The organism is Burkholderia sp. MSMB1459WGS, from assembly GCF_001534535.1.
Classification (GTDB): domain Bacteria; phylum Pseudomonadota; class Gammaproteobacteria; order Burkholderiales; family Burkholderiaceae; genus Burkholderia.
On sequence record NZ_LPMU01000037.1, the window covers coordinates 211,782 to 232,685 of the forward strand.

The 20,904-nt window shown below is 67.4% G+C and carries 17 protein-coding genes; 7 read left to right on the top strand and 10 right to left on the bottom strand.

What is annotated here, in order from left to right; genetic code table 11:
• The first annotated feature begins 313 nt into the window (after positions 1-313).
• Positions 314-1,717 carry a GntP family permease gene (locus WT97_RS15285; protein WP_059499514.1) on the top strand — a complete coding sequence of 468 codons (1,404 nt, stop codon included), beginning with the start codon at positions 314-316 and terminating at the stop codon, positions 1,715-1,717.
• A gap of 298 nt (positions 1,718-2,015) precedes the next feature.
• Positions 2,016-2,267: a DUF4148 domain-containing protein gene (locus WT97_RS15290; protein ID WP_027781686.1), complete on the top strand. Its 252-nt coding sequence runs from the start codon at positions 2,016-2,018 to the stop codon at positions 2,265-2,267.
• A 34-nt stretch (positions 2,268-2,301) separates the two neighbouring features.
• On the opposite strand, the gene WT97_RS15295 is transcribed toward WT97_RS15290, so the two are convergent.
• Positions 2,302-3,897: a thioredoxin family protein gene (locus WT97_RS15295; protein ID WP_060353725.1), complete on the bottom strand. Its 1,596-nt coding sequence runs from the start codon at positions 3,895-3,897 to the stop codon at positions 2,302-2,304.
• Between the two features lie 257 nt (positions 3,898-4,154).
• Entirely contained in the window at positions 4,155-4,655 is a 501-nt protein-coding gene (locus WT97_RS15300) for a GNAT family N-acetyltransferase (RefSeq protein WP_060353726.1), read from the bottom strand.
• Between the two features lie 587 nt (positions 4,656-5,242).
• On the opposite strand from WT97_RS15300, the gene WT97_RS15305 reads away from it, so the two are divergent.
• The 3 genes from WT97_RS15305 (at position 5,243) to WT97_RS15315 (ending at position 9,285) form a co-directional block, all read left to right on the top strand.
• Positions 5,243-7,594, top strand: coding sequence for a phosphocholine-specific phospholipase C (locus WT97_RS15305; protein ID WP_060032915.1), 2,352 nt, complete (start codon positions 5,243-5,245; stop codon positions 7,592-7,594).
• Positions 7,595-7,865: 271 nt separating this feature from the next.
• A complete protein-coding gene (locus WT97_RS15310) occupies positions 7,866-8,135 on the top strand; it encodes a hypothetical protein (protein ID WP_006480304.1) in 270 nt (89 codons plus the stop codon).
• Between the two features lie 154 nt (positions 8,136-8,289).
• Positions 8,290-9,285: a DedA family protein/thiosulfate sulfurtransferase GlpE gene (locus WT97_RS15315; RefSeq protein WP_059499519.1), complete on the top strand. Its 996-nt coding sequence runs from the start codon at positions 8,290-8,292 to the stop codon at positions 9,283-9,285.
• A 54-nt stretch (positions 9,286-9,339) separates the two neighbouring features.
• Here WT97_RS15315 and WT97_RS15320 read toward each other — a convergent pair whose 3' ends face one another.
• From WT97_RS15320 to WT97_RS15350, 7 genes are all read right to left on the bottom strand, one after another.
• Positions 9,340-10,812, bottom strand: coding sequence for an OprD family outer membrane porin (locus tag WT97_RS15320; protein ID WP_059499520.1), 1,473 nt, complete (start codon positions 10,810-10,812; stop codon positions 9,340-9,342).
• A 168-nt stretch (positions 10,813-10,980) separates the two neighbouring features.
• Positions 10,981-12,000, bottom strand: a complete 1,020-nt coding sequence (locus WT97_RS15325; RefSeq protein ID WP_060353727.1) for an ABC transporter ATP-binding protein — start codon at positions 11,998-12,000, stop codon at positions 10,981-10,983.
• Positions 11,997-12,989: an ABC transporter ATP-binding protein gene (locus WT97_RS15330; protein ID WP_060353728.1), complete on the bottom strand. Its 993-nt coding sequence runs from the start codon at positions 12,987-12,989 to the stop codon at positions 11,997-11,999. Before WT97_RS15330 ends, WT97_RS15325 begins: the two co-directional genes overlap by 4 nt.
• A gap of 1 nt (position 12,990) precedes the next feature.
• Positions 12,991-13,893 (bottom strand): ABC transporter permease, encoded by a 903-nt coding sequence (locus WT97_RS15335; RefSeq protein WP_059499523.1) that lies wholly within the window; start codon positions 13,891-13,893, stop codon positions 12,991-12,993.
• Between the two features lie 13 nt (positions 13,894-13,906).
• Positions 13,907-14,845: an ABC transporter permease subunit gene (locus WT97_RS15340; RefSeq protein WP_027781695.1), complete on the bottom strand. Its 939-nt coding sequence runs from the start codon at positions 14,843-14,845 to the stop codon at positions 13,907-13,909.
• An 11-nt stretch (positions 14,846-14,856) separates the two neighbouring features.
• Positions 14,857-16,467 carry a peptide ABC transporter substrate-binding protein gene (locus tag WT97_RS15345; RefSeq protein WP_060353729.1) on the bottom strand — a complete coding sequence of 537 codons (1,611 nt, stop codon included), beginning with the start codon at positions 16,465-16,467 and terminating at the stop codon, positions 14,857-14,859.
• A 178-nt stretch (positions 16,468-16,645) separates the two neighbouring features.
• Complete coding sequence (locus tag WT97_RS15350; RefSeq protein WP_011548888.1) at positions 16,646-17,224, bottom strand: cupin domain-containing protein; 579 nt, start codon at positions 17,222-17,224, stop codon at positions 16,646-16,648.
• A 497-nt stretch (positions 17,225-17,721) separates the two neighbouring features.
• Here WT97_RS15350 and WT97_RS15355 point away from each other — a divergent pair, with 497 nt between their 5' ends.
• Both WT97_RS15355 and WT97_RS15360 read left to right on the top strand, forming a co-directional pair.
• Positions 17,722-19,239 carry a peptide MFS transporter gene (locus WT97_RS15355; protein ID WP_059793025.1) on the top strand — a complete coding sequence of 506 codons (1,518 nt, stop codon included), beginning with the start codon at positions 17,722-17,724 and terminating at the stop codon, positions 19,237-19,239.
• A 120-nt stretch (positions 19,240-19,359) separates the two neighbouring features.
• Positions 19,360-19,566 carry a hypothetical protein gene (locus WT97_RS15360; protein WP_059499525.1) on the top strand — a complete coding sequence of 69 codons (207 nt, stop codon included), beginning with the start codon at positions 19,360-19,362 and terminating at the stop codon, positions 19,564-19,566.
• Positions 19,567-19,608: 42 nt separating this feature from the next.
• Here WT97_RS15360 and WT97_RS15365 read toward each other — a convergent pair whose 3' ends face one another.
• Positions 19,609-20,733 (bottom strand): OpgC domain-containing protein, encoded by a 1,125-nt coding sequence (locus WT97_RS15365; protein WP_060032899.1) that lies wholly within the window; start codon positions 20,731-20,733, stop codon positions 19,609-19,611.
• Between the last annotated feature and the right edge of the window lie 171 nt (positions 20,734-20,904).

Below are 20,904 nucleotides of genomic sequence, written 5' to 3' on the forward strand. Positions count from 1 at the left end.
GTCTTCGTCTCCGTTTATCGTCGGCCGGATGTCTCCGGAACGAGACGGATTATCTCACTCCGGAGACACGCCGCAATGCGTTGTCCGGGAAAGCCCTGCACGATTTCGACGGTCGACCGGATGGCTAAAACGTCTCCGGATGGAGACGTTTTATGTAGAATCGTCAGACCTGCACCGGCGCGAGCCCGCCGGCCGCAAGCGGACCCATGTCCGGCGGCGCAATCCGGCCGATGGCACGAAACCTGCACGAACCTGAGCCGGTCCGCGGCGCACCGCGCGATCGAACAACAACCAAAGCCATTAGGAGACTCCCTTGTCTTTCGTGATCGTCCTCGCCGCGCTGGCGTTCCTGATGTTTGCCGCGTATCGCGGCTACAGCGTGATCCTGTTCGCGCCGATCGCCGCGCTCGGAGCGGTGCTGCTGACCGAACCCGCCGCCGTCGCACCGGTCTTCTCCGGCATCTTCATGGAGAAGATGGTCGGCTTCGTCAAACTGTATTTCCCGGTCTTCATGCTCGGCGCCGTGTTCGGCAAGGTGATCGAACTGTCCGGGTTCTCCGAGTCGATCGTCCATGCGGCAATCCGCTACATCGGCCGCTCGCGCGCGAATGCGGTGATCGTCGCGGTGTGCGCGCTGCTCACCTATGGCGGCGTATCGCTGTTCGTCGTGGTGTTCGCGGTCTATCCGTTCGCGGCCGAACTCTATCGTCAGAGCAACATCCCGAAACGGCTGATGCCCGGCGCGATTGCACTCGGCGCGTTCTCGTTCACGATGGATTCGCTGCCCGGCACGCCGCAGATCCAGAACATCATCCCGACCACGTTCTTCAAGACGACTGCCTGGGCCGCGCCCGCGCTCGGCACGATCGGCTCGCTGTTCATCATCGTCGTCGGCCTCGCGTATCTCGAATGGCGCCGCCGTTCGGCGATGGCGAAGGGCGAAGGCTACGGCACGTCGCTCGTCAACGAGCCGGAGCGCGTCGAGGCAACGGCGCTGCCGCATCCCGCGCTGGCGATCCTGCCGCTGATCCTCGTCGGCGTGTCGAACTTCGCATTCACGAAGCTGATCCCGCAGTGGTACGGCGCCGCGTCTTACACGGTCGCGCCGGAAGTGCTGCCGGGCGTGCACGCGCCGGTCACGACGTCGATCAAGACGGTCGTCGCGATCTGGTCGGTCGAGGCCGCGCTGCTGCTCGGGATCGTGCTGGTCGTGCTGACCGCATTCAAGCGCGTCAGCGATCGCTTCGCGGCCGGCTCGAAGGCCGCCGTCGCCGGCGCGCTGCTCGCCGCGATGAACACCGCGTCGGAATACGGCTTCGGCGGCGTGATCGCCGCGCTGCCGGGCTTCCTCGTCGTCAGCGATGCGCTGAAGAGCATCCCGAACCCGCTCGTCAACGCAGCCGTGTCGGTCAGCTCGCTCGCGGGTATCACTGGCTCCGCGTCCGGCGGCATGAGCATCGCGCTCGCCGCGATGTCGGACCTGTTCATCAAGGGCGCGCAGGCGGCCAACATCCCGATGGACGTGCTGCACCGGGTCGTCGCGATGGCGAGCGGCGGCATGGATACGCTGCCGCACAACGGCGCGGTCATCACGCTGCTCGCCGTCACGGGCCTCACGCACCGCGAGTCGTATCGCGACATCTTCGCGGTCACCGTCATCAAGACGCTCGCGGTATTCTTCGTGATCGCCGTGTACTACGCGACGGGGCTCGTGTAAGCCTTGGCATCGGGGCGGCGTTTCGTGCGCCGCCTTCTCGCCTTTCAGGATCGGACCGCATGCGCACTGGAACGGATTCCGGCAAGCGCATCCGGTCCGATTTTCATTTCCCTGCGCCAAATCGACACGCCGGCCGTCGTCCGAGCCATCACCCACCCATTGTTACCCGCAGCAAAACACTGCGTTGGGCGCGATCGCATTTTTCAGGCGCCCGCCCCGGCCTACACTGGTTTCAACGCTCGCGGCGCTTCGACGAACGAAGCGCCGCGATTCACCGGAAATCGTGGAGGTCCCCATCATGAAACGCCTGATCCAAGCCATTGCCATCGCGCTGGCCGTCTCGGCCCCGTTCGCCGCGCAGGCCCAGTCGAATCCGCCGCTCACGCGTGCGCAGGTCCACGCCGAAGTCAAGGCGCTCAAGCAGGCCGGCTTCCAGTCGAGCGACTGGTTCTATCCGGCCAGCATCGTATCCGCCGAAGCGAAGATCGCCCGTCAGCACGACGCCGGATACGGCAGCGATCGCGGCGCGTCGTCGGAGTCGGGCCGGTAATCGTCGGCCCGCCCGGCGATCCCTCCGTGCGCCGTTACGCCTTCACGGGCTGGATCAGCTTCGCGCACGCCGCCGCCTGCGGATCACCCGCCGGCAGCTTCCCGCACACGCCGTCGAACTGCTTCACGACCGACCTGACCGACGCATCGTGCGCGCCGCTGCCGCGCCAGCGGTTCAGTTGCGTGACGACCTTGGTGAGCGCGCGCAGGTTCGCGCCGTAGAACGCGTCCCGGGTCTTGTCGGCCTGCGCGAGCACACTGGCCGCAATCCCTTCGATGCGCGCCGAATCGTCCGGCGCCAGTTCGACCGCATTCGCAAAATAAGTCGCGCCCCAGCGCAGCTTCGTCGCCGGCCCGTTCGCTGCGTCGTACGCCTTGCGATACCAGTCGAGCGCGGCCGCCTTGTCGCCGCGCGCCTTCGCGTTCGCGGCCAGCCCCGACATGAAGTAGTACGGCGTGGACGAACGCGGCAGCTCGGCCTTCAGTAACGCATCCGATTCGTCGTACAGCCCTGCGTCGGTCAGCGTGTCCGCGCCTTCGCTGACGAGCGCCTGCCGCTCGTACGCGTTCGCCGCGCGCTGCACCGACGCGGCGATCTGTTTGCGCGCGGTGTCGGCGAGCGCCGGTGCGGCGGACGGTGCGCCCTTGCGCGCGTCGCCGCGCGCGAGCAGCACGCGGCCGTGCAACGCCATCAGCCGATCGATCGACGACAGCGTGCCGTCGGTCGACAGGCGCGCCAGCGCCGTGTCGTACGCGCCGCGCAACTTCGTGCGCTGCGCGTCGTCGCCGCCGAGATACGCGACCACGCGCGCAGGCGCCGCGACCAGCACGTCCGAATCGGCCCGCGACAGCGCGGGATCGTGCAGCACCGTGCGCAGCGAATCGGCAAGCGCGGCCTTGTCGAGCGCACCGGCCTGCGCCGGGTCGTCCGACGCGGCGACCACCGCCGACTTCAGCGCGAAGCGCGCCGATTCGGCTTTCGCACCCGCCGCCCGGGCGCGTTGCGCAAGCGACTGCAGCGTCTCGGCGACGCGATCGGCCGGCACCGGCAACGCGCCGTCGGTATCCCACGAATAGTCGGCCAGCAGGCGCCATTCGTCCGGCGTCAGCGACGCGCCGTTCTTCAGCGCCGTCGCGAGCGTCTGCCGCACCGGATGCGCGGCCGTCATCCCGAGCGACAGCGCCTGCATGTAGCGGTCGAGATCGGCTTCGCCCGGCAGCCGCGTCACTTCGGTGCCGTCGGGGCGGAACAGGATCATCGTCGGATAGCCGTGCACCTTGAAACGCTCGCCGAGCTTCTGCGCGCTTTCGGTATCGCCGTCGAGATACACGGGCACGAAGAACGACGAACGTGCCTTGAATGCCTGCTGGCTGAAGATCGTCGACTTCACCTGGTTGCACGACGGACACCATACCGCGCCCCAGTACAGCAGCAGCGGCTTGCCCTCGCGCTTCGCGAGCGCGAACGCGGCATCGACGTCGCCGTGTTGCCACGCGATGCCGGGCGGCAGATGCGCGCCGTCGGGCGCTGCGTTCGCCGCCTGGACGCCCCCGGGCGCGGCAGCGGCAAGCGCCGCACCGGCGGCAGCGAACAGGCAGGCGGCGGTGAGATTGCGGAGAACGGTTTTCATCGAAGCAGATTCCGTTGAAAAGGACGGTTTCAGGGGGATGCCGCGCGCGCAACGAGGGCCGCGATGCGATGGCGATGAGGCCGAACGCCATGCAGCGCCGCGCATGCATCGATACGGAAACACGAAGCCGGCCGCAGCGACCGGCAAATCGTTTGAAGATACGACAGGTATAGCCGAAGGAAAACGAACGAATTCTCGATTGAATATGACGCGCGGCGCCGCGGCCGCGTGCCGTCACGTCCGCGACGGCCGGCCCTTCATTGCCGCGTCCTGATGCGGGCCATGTGATACACGGACGCATGCACGCCGTCGCGCAACGCGTAATCCGGCGATTCGCCTTCGATGCGGAAACCGTGTTGCTCGTAGAGTGCGATCGCCGCTCGGTTGTCGGTAAACACGGTCAGCTCGAGACGCGTGATGTTCAGCCAGTTCTCCGCGAGATCGATCGCGGCCGCGAGCAGCCGGCCGCCGATGCCGCGCCCGTGATGGGCCGCGTCGACCATCATGCCGAGCGCCGCCGCGTGGCGCCGGCGGGGATTCGGCTCGGGATGCAGGCCGAGATGGCCGACCACCGTACCGTCGATTTCGGGAACGAGGCTCACGCCGTGCTCGCGCACGTCGTCGAGCCGCTTCCGCCATTTCTCGAGCGACGGAAATGGCTGCTGCAACGTATTCGTGTACACCGCGGGATGCGCGGCGATCTGCCGGATCGCGTCGACGTCGTGCGTCTCGCTGTGCCGGATCCTGATATCGGTCATGGGTGGGCCGGTTCCGAAAAGTCGCGCCGAACGCGCGGACTGCGCACGTGCGCAGCAACGCGTCGAGCTTAGCCGATTTCACGCATTTGAAACATGGGCGTCACACCGGCGCACGTCAGGTTGCATCCGCAACGAAACGCGCGTGTGCCGTCCTCGCAACATCCGGAAAATTCCGACCGGTCGCCCCTGCGACGATCGGTAATTTCTTACCGTACTCGGCCTCGCATTCGCGCTTGAACGAATCGTTGCGCACACAACGTCACGCACGCGACACGCGATGTCATTTCTTCATCACGTCGACGTCATGTCGTGTCCCTAGACTGGGCGCCGCCTCAGCCCGGCCATGCGCCGGGACGGTGTGTGCCGGCACCTGCCCCGCGCATCACGAGCGTGCGGCGCACAGGATCGCGACGGCAAGGCCGCAGTATTCGCGCAACGTCGCGCGTCGGGCGCGATACGCGCACCGCCGCGACGCACGGCCGATGCCCCGAACACGCACGCATCGCGGATCGTCCCGGGGCGGGACCACGCGCGGGCACCGCCGGACGAACTCACGAACGCTCCCACCTTCACAGGATCCGAACGCCATGACGTCACGCCGCAAATTCCTTCAGCAGACCGCCGGCTCCGGCCTCGCCGCCGCCGCGCTGTCCGCGTTTCCGCCGAGCATTCGCCGCGCGCTCGCCATTCCCGCCTTCCATGAAACGGGGACCATCCAGGACGTCAAGCACGTCGTGCTGCTGATGATGGAGAACCGCGCGTTCGACAGCTACTTCGGCACGTTCAAGGGCGTGCGCGGCTATGGCGACCGCTTCGCGGTGCCGTCGCCGAACGGCCGCGACGTGTTCTATCAGACGTACACGAAGGCGGCGCCCGCCGCGACCGTGACGCCGTATCACCTCGACGCGCGCCAAGGCAACGCGCAGCGCGCGGGCGGCACGCCGCACACGTGGGCCGACGCGCAGGCCGCGTGGGATCACGGCCGGATGAACCGCTGGCCGGACGCGAAGACGCCGCTGTCGATGGGCTATTACGACGCGGCCGAAGTGCCGTTCCAGCGCGCGCTCGCCGATGCGTTCACGCTGTGCGACCACTATCACTGCGGGATGCACACGGGCACGATCGCGAACCGCCTGTTCTACTGGAGCGGCACCAACGGCCCGAACGGCATCAGCCCGGCCGACGGCAGCCGCGTGAAGATCGCCGCGCTGAACAACCAGTTCAACGGCGGCAACGACATCGGCCCGTCAAGCCAGGGCTGGACCTGGACGACCTATGCCGACCGGCTGCAAGGGGCGGGCGTGAGCTGGAAGGTCTACCAGAGCCTGATCGACAACTTCGGCTGCAACGAGATGATGAGCTTCCGCCACTGGCGCGCGGCGATCGAGCAGATGCCGGCCGCACGCCGGCCCGCGTACGTCGCGTCGACCGATATCACGCAGCCGGTGACGGCGGCCGGCGCGTTCTACGACCCCGCGATCGACGATCCGCTGAGCCCGCTCGCGAAGGGCTTCGGCAACACGATGCCGTACGGCTTTCTCGAAACGTTCCGCGACGACATCCGCAACGGCAAGCTGCCGGAAGTGTCGTGGATCATCCCGCCGTCCGCGTACAGCGAGCACCCGGGGCCGTCGAGCCCCGCGCAGGGCGGCTGGTACGTGCAGGCCGTGCTCGACGCGCTGACGGCGAACCCGGAGGTCTGGAGCAAGACCGTGCTGCTGGTCAACTACGACGAGAACGACGGCTTCTTCGACCACATGCCGTCGCCGGCCGTGCCGTCGCGCAACGCCGACGGCACGCTCGCGGGCGGCCATACGCTGTCGGCCGCCGACGTCGCGGTCGAGTATCACGACTTCACGCCGGCCACGTCGAGCCAGCCGGCAACCGACGGCCGTCCGTACGGCCCGGGCCCGCGCGTGCCGATGTGGATCGTGTCGCCGTGGAGCCGCGGCGGCTGGGTCAACTCGCAGGTGTTCGACCATACGTCGACGCTGCGCTTCCTCGAGGCGCGCTTCGGCGTCGCGGAGCCGCAGATCGGCGCGTACCGCCGCGCGGTGTGCGGCGACCTGACGAGCGCGTTCAATTTCCGCACGCCGAACAACGAGCCGCTGCCGACGCTCGCGGGCCGTACGACGAAAAGCCAGGTCGACGCGCTGAGCGCCGCGCAGCAAACCGCGCCGAAAATCGTGCCGCCCGCGACGCCCGCGCTGCCCGCGCAGGCGACCGGCGTGCGCCCGTCGCGCGCGTTGCCGTACGAACTGCACGCGAGCGCACGCACCGATGCCGGCGCCGGCACGGTCACGCTGAAGTTCGCGAACACCGGCCGCGCCGCCGCCGTGTTTCACGTCTATGACAAGCTGCACCTCGACCGGCTGCCGCGGCGCTACGTCGTCGAGCCCGGCAAGACGCTGCACGGCGACTGGGCCGCGCGCGCCGACGATGGCGGTAAATATGACCTGTGGGTGCTCGGCCCGAACGGCTATCACCGCCGCTTCACCGGCGACCTGAGCCGCCTGGCCGGCGCGCGCGCACCGCATCCGGAAGTACGCGTCGGCTATGCGGGCGCGAGCGGCAACCTGCACCTGCGGCTGCGCAACGACGGCGGCGGCACGGTGCGCTTCACGGTGAAGTCGAACCAGGTCTACGGGCCGCTGTCCGGACACGGCGGAAACGACGACCACGGCCATGGCCGCGACAACGAAAACGGTAACGACCAGGGTCGGGGCAACGGCCATGGCGCCGGCACCACGTGGACCGTCACGGTGCACGCCGGCGACCAGTCCGAACTGCACTGGAAGCTCGACTCGACCGGCTACTGGTACGACTTCATCGTCACCGCCGACAGCGACGCGAGCTTCTCGCGCCGCCTGGCCGGCCGCGTGGAAACCGGCCGGCACTCGGTCAGCGACCCGGCGATGGGGCTCGCCGACCGCTTCTGACGCCGCCGCGGCGACGCGCGGCGCAGCGCGCGTCGCCGCCCGTGTCGGCACGGCCGAGAACGCCGCTCGGGCACCGGTTTCGGCCGGCGCCCGATCCGGTGCAGACGCCCGCCCGGCGCGGCTCAAACATCAGAAGGATCGGTGGTTCAGCCCTCATTTCACCGCCACGAAAATGCTCCGTGTTGCGGCCCGTTCGCGTTAAACTGCGTCAAGCCGTATTCAACAAAGACATCTTTGCCGCCAAGGCATCCACGACACGAGGATAGGTTCGATGCGCACTACCGGCTCATCCGGGGCAATGACCCTGCTCACCGAACACGACGCGGCCGATGGCCGCGAACTGCGCTCGCTCCGGCTCGAAGCGACCGGCGACGGCAAGAGCGTGCTGCTGATCGAGATCGACGAACGCAAGCCCGGCATCCACCGCGAAGTCCGCTACGAGATCACCCCAGCCGAACTGATCGCGGCGATCCGCTCGCACGGCGCCGAGCTGCCCGGCGAAAATCACGGCGCCGCATCGCTCGCCCGCACGCCCTCCTGATTCCGAACGGTGAGCCGCGTGCAATGCGCTGGCTCACCCACATCCCCCTGCCGCCGTCAGGCGCTTTGCATCATTCCCGCCGCTGCGTTGAAAAAGGCCGATAATCGGCCCATCTGCATTTCCCGCCACGCGTTTCCCTTTTCGGCCAGCCGTCATGCTCCTACGTGACCTCGTCGCCCAGTACGGGCCGCTTCTCGTGTTCGCCAACGTGCTCGCGGCGGCCATCGGCCTGCCGGTGCCCGCGATGCCGACGCTCGTGCTGTTCGGCGCGATGTCGGCGATGCATCCGGCGATGATCGGCTCCCAGCTCGTGACGGTCGTGGTGCTGTCGGTGCTCGGCGCGCTGATCGGCGACACGGTCTGGTACGTCGCCGGGCGGCGGTACGGCGGCACGACGCTGAAGACGATCTGTCGGCTGTCGCTGTCGCGCGATACCTGCGTGAAAAAGACCGAACGCTTCTTCGGCCGCTACGGCGTGCGCGTGCTCGCGGTCGCGCGCTTCATTCCCGGATTGTCGCTGGTGTCGGTACCGATGGCCGGTGCGCTCGGCACGCGCTATCGCACGTTCGCCGGCTACGACGCGCTCGGCGCCGCACTGTGGACGATCGTCGGGCTGGTAGCCGGCCTCGTGTTCTACCGGCAGATCGACTGGCTGTTCGCCGGCGCGAGCCGTCTCGGCCGTGCGGTGCTGCTCGTCATCGTCGCACTGCTCGCCATCTATGCGGCCGTGCGGTGGATGCGCCGCCGCGCGCTGATCCGCCAGCTCGCGAACGCGCGGATCGGCGTCGACGAGCTCGACGTGCTGCTGCGCGACACCGCCGCCCCGGTGGTGCTCGACGTCCGCTCGCCCGAGCACCGCAAGCTCGACCCGTTCGCGATTCCCGGTGCGCAGTTCGCCGACGAGCGCCAGATCGCCGACATCGTCGCGCGCTATCCGCTCACGCAGAAGTTCGTCGTGTATTGCTCGTGCCCGAACGAGGTGACGGCCGCGCTGATGGCGAAGCGTCTGCTCGATGCAGGCTTCACCGATGCGCTCGCGCTGCGCGGCGGCCTCGACGCATGGCGCGATACGGGCCGCCAGCTCACGTCGCTCGTGGAAGAAACGCCCGCCGGGAGCGATCCTGTCGCGGGATGGCACAAGCCGGCCTGATCGCACCGATCGCAGGCCGGCCGTGCGAGACTGGGGGCCTTGCGCCCCCTTCCGTCAGAACGCGTGCAGCGGCAGGTTCACGACCAGACGGTACTCGGTGTTCGACGCGTCCGAGTAGTGTGCCGAGCCGTTGTGCCACATCGCGATGAACGTGACCTTCGTGTTCTTCAGCTTGCCGCTCTGGAACGTGTACGACGGGATGAAGCCGAACTCGTGGTGACGGCCCTGCACCGGCGCACCGTTGCTCCAGTAGATGCTCGACTTGCTCGGGTCGTTCGCCGCGCCCGCGCTGCCGTCCGCCCCCCAGCCCGTCACGCCCCACACCATCGCCTTGAAGCCCGGCAGGCCCGCTTCCTTGCCGTAGAACGTGTAACGCAACTGCAGCGATTTCTCGTGCGGGGCGTTGTAGTCGACGTCCATCGAGTTGGTCAGGAAGATGCCGTTCGTTTCGTTCAGGTAGTCGAAGAACTGGTCGCCGAGCACTTGCTGGAAGCCCAGCAGCAGCTCGTGCGGGCCATGCTGGGCCGCCAGCGACAGGCTGTACGCGTTGTTGTTGATCTTGCCTTGCAGCGCATCGCCCGTGTCGTGCGTCGAATAGACGTTGCCGAAGCCGGTCCACTTGATCGTCTGCGGGCTGCCGATGCTGTGCTTCACCGACGCGTAGTACTGGTGCCACACGTCGTCGGCCTGGTTCGCGTACAGCGCGACTTCGCCGTTCGGCGAGTAGTCCCACGTGCCGCCGACATAGGTCAGGCGATTGATGCGCGTGCCGCCGTATTGCGTCGTCAGGTTGGTGAGCGTCGTATGGCCGCGCGCGTCGGTCTTCGTGAAGCTGCCAGCCTCGAGCATCACGTTCTTGAATTCGTTGCTGACGAGCGTCGCGCCGAGGAACGTCGGCGGCAGCGCACGGTTGTCGTGCTGCTCCATGAACGGATTGTCGACGGCCTGCAGACCGTACTTGACCACCGTGTTCGAAATGCGCGCCTTGACGTCGTAGATGCCCGGGTAGGCCCACGCGAGCTGGTTGCCGCCGCCGCCGCCCTTCGCGATGTGCACCATGCTGCCGGCGCCCTGACCGCCGTCGAGCTTCAGCGCTGCATACAACGACGCATCGAAGCCGATCCCGATCAGGCCGGTCGTATAGCCCGACTCGAAGTTCGCCATCGCGCCCTGGATCCACGCATGGCGATGCGGCCCGCCCTTGGCGTCGAGCACGTCCGCATAGTTGCGGAACAGGAAGTCGAGATGGCTGTCGGCAATGAAGCCGTTCGATTTCGACTGCGCCGACGGCTCGTCGGGCGGCGTGACGGCCTGGGTCGCCTCGGCGTTGACAACGGCGTTCGGAGTCGTTGCCTGCGCAACGGTTGCGCCGGTACCGGCAGCGGGCGCGGCTTGCGCGACCGTCAGCGGCGCGCTCGCCGCGTCGTCGGCGTGCGCGACGCCCGTCAGCGAGACGCCTGCGAGCGCCGGCAGTCCCCATGCGAGCAGCATCTTCGATGCCGTCCCGATCGTCTTCTGCTTTTTCATCGTAATAATTCTCGTCTTGTGTTGATATCGTCCACACCGGTTGCGATCCGCTCCCGGCCCCCCGGCGAGCCCGGCTAAGGGCGCGCCTGTACCCGCGGCGCGAAGATCGTTCGCGCCGCACCTACCCCTGTTGACCTGCCTTGGTTATGTTTGCTGCGTCACTTCACATCACACCGCGCCCGCGCGGATGCACGCGACGCGCGCCGCCGATCCCTGCCGCACTTCCGGCAGCGGCACGTCCTGCGCGCACGCGTCGATCGCGACCGGGCAGCGCGTGCGGAACGCGCAGCCGGACGGCGGGTTGAGCGGCGAGGGCATCTCGCCCGCCAGCAGCATCGGACGGCGAGCACGCTCGCGCGCCGGCTCCGGCGTCGGCGCCGCATCGAGCAGCGCCTTCGTGTACGGGTGTTGCGGCACGCCGTACACGTCATGCCGCGTGCCGAACTCCATCACGCGGCCGAGATACATCACGAGCACGCGCTGGCTGATGGCCTTCACCACCGCCAGGTCGTGCGCGACGAACAGATAGGATAACGACAGTTCGCGCTGCAGATCGCGCAGCAGGTTCACGATCTGCGCCTGGATCGACACGTCGAGCGCCGAGACGGGTTCGTCGCAGATCACGAGCTGCGGCTCGCCGATCAGCGCGCGCGCAATGCCGACGCGCTGGCACTGCCCGCCGGAAAATTCATGCGGATAACGCAGCAGGTGATGCGCGTTCAGGCCGACGCGTTCGAGCATCGCGATCACGCGGCGGCGCACTTCGGTGCGGCCGAGGCCAGGCTGGTGCGTGACGAGCGGCTCCGCGACGACCTGCTCGATCGTCATGCGCGGGTCGAGCGACGCGAGCGGATCCTGGAAGATCATCTGCACTTCGCGCCGCATCGCGGTGCCGCGCAGGTGATCGGGCGCCATGGTCTGGCCGCGCCATTTCACGGTGCCGGCCGTCATCGGAACGAGGCCGATCAACGCGCGCGCGAGCGTCGATTTCCCGCAGCCCGATTCGCCGACGAGCCCGACCGTCTCGCCGCGCCTGACGTCGAATGACACGCCGTCGACCGCGCGCAGCGTGCCCTTCGGCGACCACGGATAGCCGCCGAGCGGCACGCGAAAATGCACTTTCAGATTCTCGACGGACAGCAGCGTGTCGTCCGTCGCGCCGGCTTGGCGGCGTTCATCGACGCTCATCGCAGACCTCCCGTCAGATCGGCCACCGGGCGGTGGCACGCGCGCACCGCGCCCATGGCGCCATAGGTTTCGAGCGCCGGGCGCGCGGCGGCGCAGCGTTCTTCCGCATACGTGCAGCGCTTCGCGAACGCACAGCCGGCCGGCGCGGTGCCGGGCATCGGCGGGTTGCCGGGAATCGCGACGAGCGGCGCATCGTCCGCGTCGGTCAGGCGCGGCAGTGCGTTGAGCAACCCGATCGTGTACGGATGCGACGGCGCCGCGAAGATCGATTCGGCCGGCGCGTATTCGACGGTGCGGCCCGCGTACATGACCATCACGTCGTCGGCGAGGCCGGCGACCACGCCCATGTCGTGCGTGATCAGCACGATCGCGGTGCCGCGCTCGCGGTTCAGCTCGCGCAGCAGGTCGATGATCTGCGCCTGCACGGTCACGTCGAGCGCGGTGGTCGGCTCGTCCGCGATCAGGATTTCCGGTTCGGACAAGAGCGCCATCGCGATCATCACGCGCTGCCGCATGCCGCCCGAGAACTCGTGCGGATACATGCGGATGCGGCGCGCCGCATCGGGAATGCGCACCGATTCGAGCGCCTCGATCGCGCGCTTGATCGCTGCCTTGCGCGACAGCTTGCGATGCAGCTGCAGCGTCTCCGTCATCTGCCGCTCGATCGTCAGGAACGGGTTGAGCGACGTCATCGGATCCTGGAAGATCATCGCGATCCGGTCGCCGCGCACCGCGTTCAGCGCGCGCGTATCCATGTCGAGCAGGTTGTCGCCGCGGTAGCGTGCGGTGCCGGTCGTCGTGCCGTTGCCGGCCAGGAGGCCGAGCAGCGCCATCACGGTCTGGCTCTTGCCCGAGCCCGATTCGCCGACGATGCCGAGCGTCTTGCCGGCTTCGAGCGAGAACGACACGCCATTCACGGCGTCGATCGGCGGCGCGTCCTTGCGCGTGAAGCGCACGCCGAGGTTGTCGACTTCGAGTAGTGCAGTCATCTCAGCGATCCTTCGGGTCGAGCGCGTCACGCAGGCCGTCGCCGACGAAGTTCACGCAGTAGAGCGTCACGCACAGCATGACGGCCGGGGCCAGCAGCAGCCACGGCATCGATTCCAGTTTCTGCGCGCCGTCCTGGATCAGCACGCCCCAGCTCGTCATCGGTTCCTGCACGCCAAGGCCGAGGAACGACAGCACCGATTCGGTCAGCACGATATTGGGCACCGAGACCGTCGCGTACACGACGACCACGCCGAGCAGGTTCGGCACGACGTGACGCAGCACGATCGACGCCGGCGACACGCCGATCGCGCGCGCCGCATCGACGAACTCGCGGTTGCGCAGCGACAGCGTCTGGCCACGCACGACGCGCGCCATGTCGATCCACGAGAACGCGCTGATGGTCAGCACGACCAGCATGAACGAGCGGCCGAACAGGGTCATCATCAGGATCGCGATCAGCAGGTACGGGATCGCGTACATCATGTCGACGATGCGCATCATCACGGAGTCGACGCGGCCGCCCGCGAAGCCCGCGGTCGCGCCCCACGCGACGCCGAACAGGCCCGACACGAGCGTGCCGAGCAAGCCGACCTCGATCGATACGCGGCCGCCAATCAGCGTGCGCACGAGCAGGTCGCGGCCGAGCTCGTCGGTGCCGAACCAGTGCTGGTTCGCCCAGGTCGGCGGCAGGCTGATCGAGGCCCAGTCGCTCGCGGCGGGATCGGCTGCGAGCAGCCACGGGCCGACGAAACAGGCGAGCGCGATCAACGCGAGCAGCACGAGGCTGAACACGGCCGCGCGGTTGTGAAGGAAGCGCGCGAACGCGAGCTCGAGCGGCGAGCGCGAACGCGGCGGCGAATCGGTCTGCACGGGCAGGCCGACGACGGGAGTGGTCGGAGTCATCGCTGTGCCTCGCTCAATAACGGATGCGCGGATCGAGCCACGCGTACGCGAGGTCGACCAGCAGGTTGAACAGCACCGCGAAAACGGTCGTCAGCACGACGAGGCCGAGCACCAGCGTGTAGTCGCGGTTGATGGCGCCGTTCACGACAAGTTGCCCGAGGCCGGGCAGTGCGAACACCGATTCGGTGACGACGGCCGCCGTGATCGACGTGATGCAGACCGTGCCGAACAGCGACACGACCGGCATCAGCGCGGGCTTGAGCGCGTGGCGCAGCACGATCGTCGAGCCCGGCAGGCCCTTCGCGCGCGCGGTGCGGATGTAGTTGCTCGACAGCGTCTCGATCATCGAGCCGCGCATCACGCGCGCGAGCAGCGACACGTTGATGAAGGTGAGCAGCACGATCGGCAGCAGCCGGTACTGCCAGCCGCCGTCGCCCCAGCCGCCCGCCGGCAGCCAGCCGTTGCCGGCCGACGTCTTCAGCAGGATCGCGAAGATCCACACCAGCACCGGGCCGAGCACGAACGGCGGCACGACGTTGCCGAAGTTGCCGATCAGCATCACGAAGCGATCAATCACGCTGTCGCGGCGCACGGCCGCGACGGTGCCGAGCAGCACGCCGACCACGATCGAGATCGGGATCGACACGCCGCCCACGCCGAGGCTCACGGGCAGCGCCTTCTTCACGAGATCGTTCACCGACCAGTCGACGTAGCGGAACGACGGGCCGAGATCGCCGTGCAGCAGCGAGCCGAGATACAGCAGGTACTGCTTCCACAGCGGCTCGTCGAGGTGATACTTCGCGTTCAGGTTCGCGAGCGTCGCGGCGGACAGCTGCTTCTCCGTATCGAACGGGCCGCCGGGCGTGAAATGCAGCAGCAGGTAGCAGACGGTGATAACCGCGAGGATCGTCGGCACCGCCCACAACGTGCGCCTCAATGCGTAGGCCAGCATGATCGCTCCGCTCAGTGCTTGATCAGGTACATGTCCTGCGAAGCACGCATGTCGATCACGTTCTTCAGCGAATAGCCGCCCACGTAGGGCTTCACGAGACGGTCGGCCGAATACTGGAACAGCGGCACCATCGGCGTGTCGTTCATCGCCATGTCGTGCGCCTGCGTGAGCAGCGCGACGCGCGCCTTGTCGTCGAGCTTCTGGTTGCCTTCGTCGACGAGCGCGTCCATCTGCTTGTTGCAATAGCCGACGGTGTTCTGCGAGCTGCCGCAGCGGATCAGGTCGAAGAAGGTCATCGCGTCGTTGTAGTCGGCGAACCAGCCGTCGCGCGCGATCTGCACCTTGCCGTCGTGCCGCTGCTTCATCAGCACCTTGAACTCGACGTTCTCGAGCTTCGTGGTGATGCCGAGCTTCGTGCGCCATTCCGATGCGGTGAACAGCGCGACCTTCTTGTGCAGGTCGTTGGTGTTGTACGTGAGCGTGAACGACAGCGGCTTCGCGTCCGAATAGCCGGCCTGCTTCAGCAGGTCCTTCGCGGTCGCGATGCGCTTGGCCATCGGCCACGACGCCCATTCCGGCGTAAACGGCTGCACGCCCTTCGTGCCGTTCGGCATCAGCCCGTACATCGGCTTCTCGCCGGCCTGCGTGAGCTTCGACGTCAGCACGTCGCGATCGATCACCATCGACAGCGCCTGGCGCACGCGCTTGTCCTTCAGCGCCGCGTCGCTGTTGTTCAGGTAGTAGTAGTAGGTCGCGAGCTGCAGGCCCGGACGCAGTTCGCCGCCGAACTGCTTGCTCACCTGCTGGAAGATGCCCGACGGAATCGAGTAGCTGTAGTCGATCTGGCCGGCCTGGTACATGCGCATCGCGGTTTCGTCGCTTTCGATCGGCAGGTACGTGACCTTGTTGATCACGACCTTCGACGCGTTCCAGTACTTCGCGTCCTTCGTCGCCACGATGCGGTTGTTCGGCTGCCAGTCGACGAGCTGGTACGCGCCGTTGCTGACGATATTGCCCGGGCGCGTCCATGCGTCGCCGAATTTCGCGACCACGTCCTTGTTCACCGGCGCGAGCGGCGCCATCGCGGTCAGTTCGGGGAAGAACGCGACCGGCACGTCGGTCGTCACCTCGAGCGTGTACGGATCGACGGCGCGCACGCCGAGCGTCGACGGCGCGGCCTTGCCGGCGATGATGTCCTTCGAGTTCTTGATGAACTCGACGAGGATCGTGTATTTCGAGCCCGTCTTCGGATCGACGAGGCGCTGCCACGAATAGACGAAATCGGCGGCCGTCACCGGCTGCCCGTTGCTCCACTTCGCGTCGTGGCGAAGCTTGAAGATCCACGTCTGCGGCGTCTTGCGTTCCCACGACAGCGCGACGCCCGGCACGACCTGGCCGGCCGCATCGATGCGTGCGAGCCCTTCGAACAGGTCCAGGCCGATCGTGTTGCCGGTCCACGATTCGATGTGCGCCGGGTCGAGCGACTCGACTTCGGCCGGCACCTGGCGCGTCAGGTCCTGTTGGGGAGCGAGCGCGACGTTCGACGGAACGGTTACGGCGTGGGCGACGGGCGTCAGGGCGAGCGCGGCCAGCACGGCCGACATGGCATGCAAGGATTTCATCGTGGCAGTCTTGAGAAGGTTGTTCGGTGAGCGTCGCGCGGCGGATGCCGCGGATTACGCGTGAGACGCTGACGGGTGCAGCGATCGAGGAGGCCCGTGGTTCTCGTATTGCATGTTAGTATTCCTTACATTTCTTTCGACGGGCATTCCGTCGAAGAAACGAAGGAATACCCGTGCGTTAGAACAGTCGCGGCGTACCGACCCAGACCACCACCGACTCGATCTTCGCGGTGTTGACCCAGCTGTGCGGGACCGTCGACTGATAGTGCGAACTGTCGCCGGCCTGCAGGACGAACGTCTTGCCTTCCAGCGTCAGCGACACTTCCCCTTCAATCACGTACAGGAACTCCTCTCCTGCATGTGTCGTCACCTCCGACCGTTTCTGCCCCGGCGGCATCCTCACGAGGATCGCCTCCAGCTGGCGCCCTTCGGACACGTTGGTCAGTCTCGCGAACAGGTTCGCCGAATCGGCAAACCCGAAGAAGCGCAACTGATCGCCTCGGCAAACCGAGCGTTCCTCGCTCGGCGTATCCACGAAGTACTGCACCGTCACACCGAGCGCGTGCGCGATACCGGCCAGCGACGTCAGCGACGGCGACGCGAGCCCGCGCTCGACTTGAGACAGAAACGGCTTCGAAATCCCCGCGGCGGTAGCCGTGTCGTCGAGCGTGCGCTTCAGACGTTGGCGCAACGCGCGAATCTTGCTGCCGAGTGCGACAGCGTCTGCCGATCGCGAGTTTTCAGTGGGGGGAACCATAGCAGGCCGAAAAGTGGTCGTCAAAAAATGTTTGATGGAAAGTAACTAAGTTAATACGAGATAGCTTAATCTTCGGGTTCGCACACGCCTTCGGCGTTGAGCCCGGTGCACTAAACAGGGCCCGAAGCGAGCGAAACGACGCGCTATCTTGCCAGACTCGCCGGCTTCACAGGCAAGCTGCAAGCGGCTCTCCGGGAATCTGCGGAGAACGGGCGTCAAGCTTACAAGTAGATGATGAGACAAATGTTCCTGAAAGCTGCTGCCACATCGGGAGTTTCCCTAAGTGGCGCGGACCTGACGCACCGGACCGGCAAACGTTACCATTCGCGCGCCGGTCGGGGCCGCGCTCCGCCTTGTCGGGCGGAGTCCGACCCCGGCCCGGGCCAACCGCCCGACTGCTCCATCGCCGACGCAAGCCTACCCGGCCACAGTGCTCCGGCGCCAGTTCGACCCCCATGGCGACGCGCGATCCGCGCCGTCCGTTTCAAACGAGATTGATGATGCACGCACCTGTTTCACAGACCCGATCGTTCACGACGGTCTTCCTCATCGAAATGTGGGAGCGCTTCGGCTACTACGGCATGGCCGCGCTTCTGGTCCTCTTCATGGTCGACCGCCTCGGCTTCACCGACAGCCACGCGAACCTGACCTGGGGGGCGTTCACCGCACTCGTCTACGCCGCGCCGTCGATCGGCGGCTGGATCGGCGACAAGGTGCTCGGCGCGCGCCGCACGATGATCATCGGCGCGTCCGTGCTGTGCGCCGGCTATCTGATGCTCGCGGTGCCGAACGATCACCTGGCGTACATGTACGCATCGCTCGGCGTGATCGTCGTCGGCAACGGCCTGTTCAAGGCCAACGCGGCAAACCTCGTGCGCCGCATCTACGAAGGCGACGACGCGCGCATCGACAGCGCGTTCACGATCTATTACATGGCGGTCAACATCGGCTCGACGGTGTCGATGCTCGCGACGCCGTGGATCAAGGATCACTGGGGCTGGCACACCGCGTTCGCGGTCTGCTGCGGCGGCATGCTGCTCGCGATCCTCAACTTCATGCTGATGCACCGTACGCTCGCGCACATCGGCTCGCAGCCGGACGACGAACCGATCCGCTGGAAGCGCCTCGGCGCGGTCGCGGCCGGCGGCGTCGCGCTCGCGCTGATCACGCTGTACGTGCTGCAGCACAAGCAGCTCGCGGTCGCGAGCGTGTGGACGGCCGCGTTCGCGATCCTCGCGATCTTCGCGTACATGATCGCGAAGTCGGAGCGCTCGGAGCGCGCGGGCCTGATCGCGGCGCTCGTACTGATCGGCCAGGTGATCCTGTTCTTCATCTTCTACGTGCAGATGTCGACGTCGCTGACGCTGTTCGCGCTGCGCAACGTCGACCCGCGCTTCATGCTGTTCGGCACGACGCTGTTCACGTGGAGCGCCGCGCAGTTCCAGGCGCTGAACCCGATCTGGATCATGCTGCTGAGCCCGGTGCTCGTGTGGGTCTACAACGCCGTCGCGAAGGGCGGCCGCGACCTGCCGGTCGCCGCGAAGTACGCGCTCGGTTTCGGCGCGGTCGCCGCGGGCTACCTGGTGTTCACGATCAGCGGCCGCTATGCGGTCGACGGCCGCGTGTCGTCGTGGTTCATGGTGTGGGGCTACGGCCTGTACTCGCTCGGCGAGCTGCTGGTGAGCGGCCTCGGCCTCGCGATGATCGCCCGCTACGTGCCGGCGCGCATGAGCGGCTTCATGATGGGTGCGTATTTCGTCGCGACGGGCGTGTCGCAGTATCTGGGCAGCGTCGTCGCGAACTTCGCGCAGATGCCGTCGCACGAACTGCCGGCCACCGAATCGCTGCCGCTCTACCTGTCGCTGTTCGAGAAGCTCGGCTGGCTCGCCGCGATCGGCATGCTGCTCGCGCTGCTGCTGCTGCCGCTGATGAACCGCCTGTCGCGCCAGCATCAGCGCTGCGCGGAAGAGCGCCGCGAGGAAGCGCTGCAGGCGCAGGTCGCCGCCGCGCAGTAAGTACTATCCCTCGGCGTGCGGCTTGCACGCCACATTCTCCCGCCAAGTGCGCGAACGCGTCCTACACTGGTTGCAGGCAATGCATCCGCTTCGCGAGATGCGCACTGGTGGGAGAGCACGATGAAAAGCAAGACGACGCGGCTTTTGCGGATCCTGTCGGACATCCGGCACGCGCAGCGCTGCACCGCGATGCGCGCCGCCCGGGCCGCGGCCGAAGCCGACGCGGTCCTCGCGGAGCGCGACGACCCGGCGCAGGACCAACGCGACGACGCCGAAGCCGACGACGCAACCGCCCCGCCCCGCTCCCGTATCGGCTCACCTCACTGACGCCGCGCGGCGCCTGCCGCGCCGCATGCCCCTCGCTCGCGCCTACGCCACCGCGCCACGCCATCGCGCGATCCACGTTCCCGAACCGGCCACCGCCATCATCAGCCCAAGCGCGCACGCGTCGGCCACGAGGCCCACGCCGACATGCCGCAGATCGGCGCTGCGCACAACCGGATGCAGCATCGAATCGATCACGAGCGAGATCGCCGCGCCCGCGACGAAGCAGATCAGCCCGCGCTGGCCGACCGCGACGACGGGCCGCACGCCCTGCGCGATCCGCGCGATCCAGCCGAAGCGCACGCAATCGGCCATCAGCCACGCGACGGCCGCGAAGCTCACGACGCGCGGCAGCGCGAGATCGCGCTTGAGCACGCCTTCGGGCACCGGCAGCCCCGAGAACAGCTTGTAGCTCGCGCAGCCGAGCACGATCGCGCACGCGAGCCCGGTCGCCGCGGCGCCCCAGCGGCCGAGCGCGATGTGCCGGTAGAACGGCTGGCAGCGCGCGAGCACGCCGGCGACGAACATCAGTTGCCATGCAAACGGGTTGAAGCTCCAGCGGAAGCCGTCGGTATCGAGCAGCTCCGGGCCGAGCCAGCCCGCCGCGAGCCACGACGCGGCGCTGATCGCGACGAGCAGCCACGGCTGGCGCCGCGCGAACGGCACCAGCACCGGCGACGCGAGCGCGAACAGCACGTACATCGGCAGCACCGACGCGAGATACGGCTGGCGCTGGAACGTCAGCAGCTCGGCTGCGCCCGTGAGCGGCGACGCGAGCATCACGCTGACGTCGTCGAGCGCGAGGTTCGGCGCATCGATGCCGTAGTGGTCGAGCACGGCCGACACGACGAGCATCAGCGTCGACGTCGCGAGAAACGCCCGGTAGATCTGCATCGCGCGCCGCACGAAACGCCGTTGCGCGGCGCGCGCGCCGTGCCGCTCGGCGATCGCGCCGTACGCGCTCGCGGTCGCGAAGCCGCCGAGGAACACGAACACCTCGGCCGCATCGCACAGTGCGAACGCATGCAGCGTCACGCGCGACAGCACGCTCGCGCCGATGTGATCGACGACGATCATCAACAGCACGAGCCCGCGGAAGAAATCGACTTCGATCAGGCGGCCGCTGCGCGACGACTGCACCGTGGCGGAGTGCAGCGGGCTCAACGACATGAGCGCACCTGTGCGGCGGCGGTGCGCCGCGCACCGGAGAAGGGATCGGGAAAAAGCAGGCGAGCGCGATCGGCGGCGATACGCGTATGCTCGCATCGCGCCAACCCGGCCGGCCCGGCACGGAGGTGACCGTTCATTGAAAAGCTGCATACGAAGGGAAGTCGGTCAGAT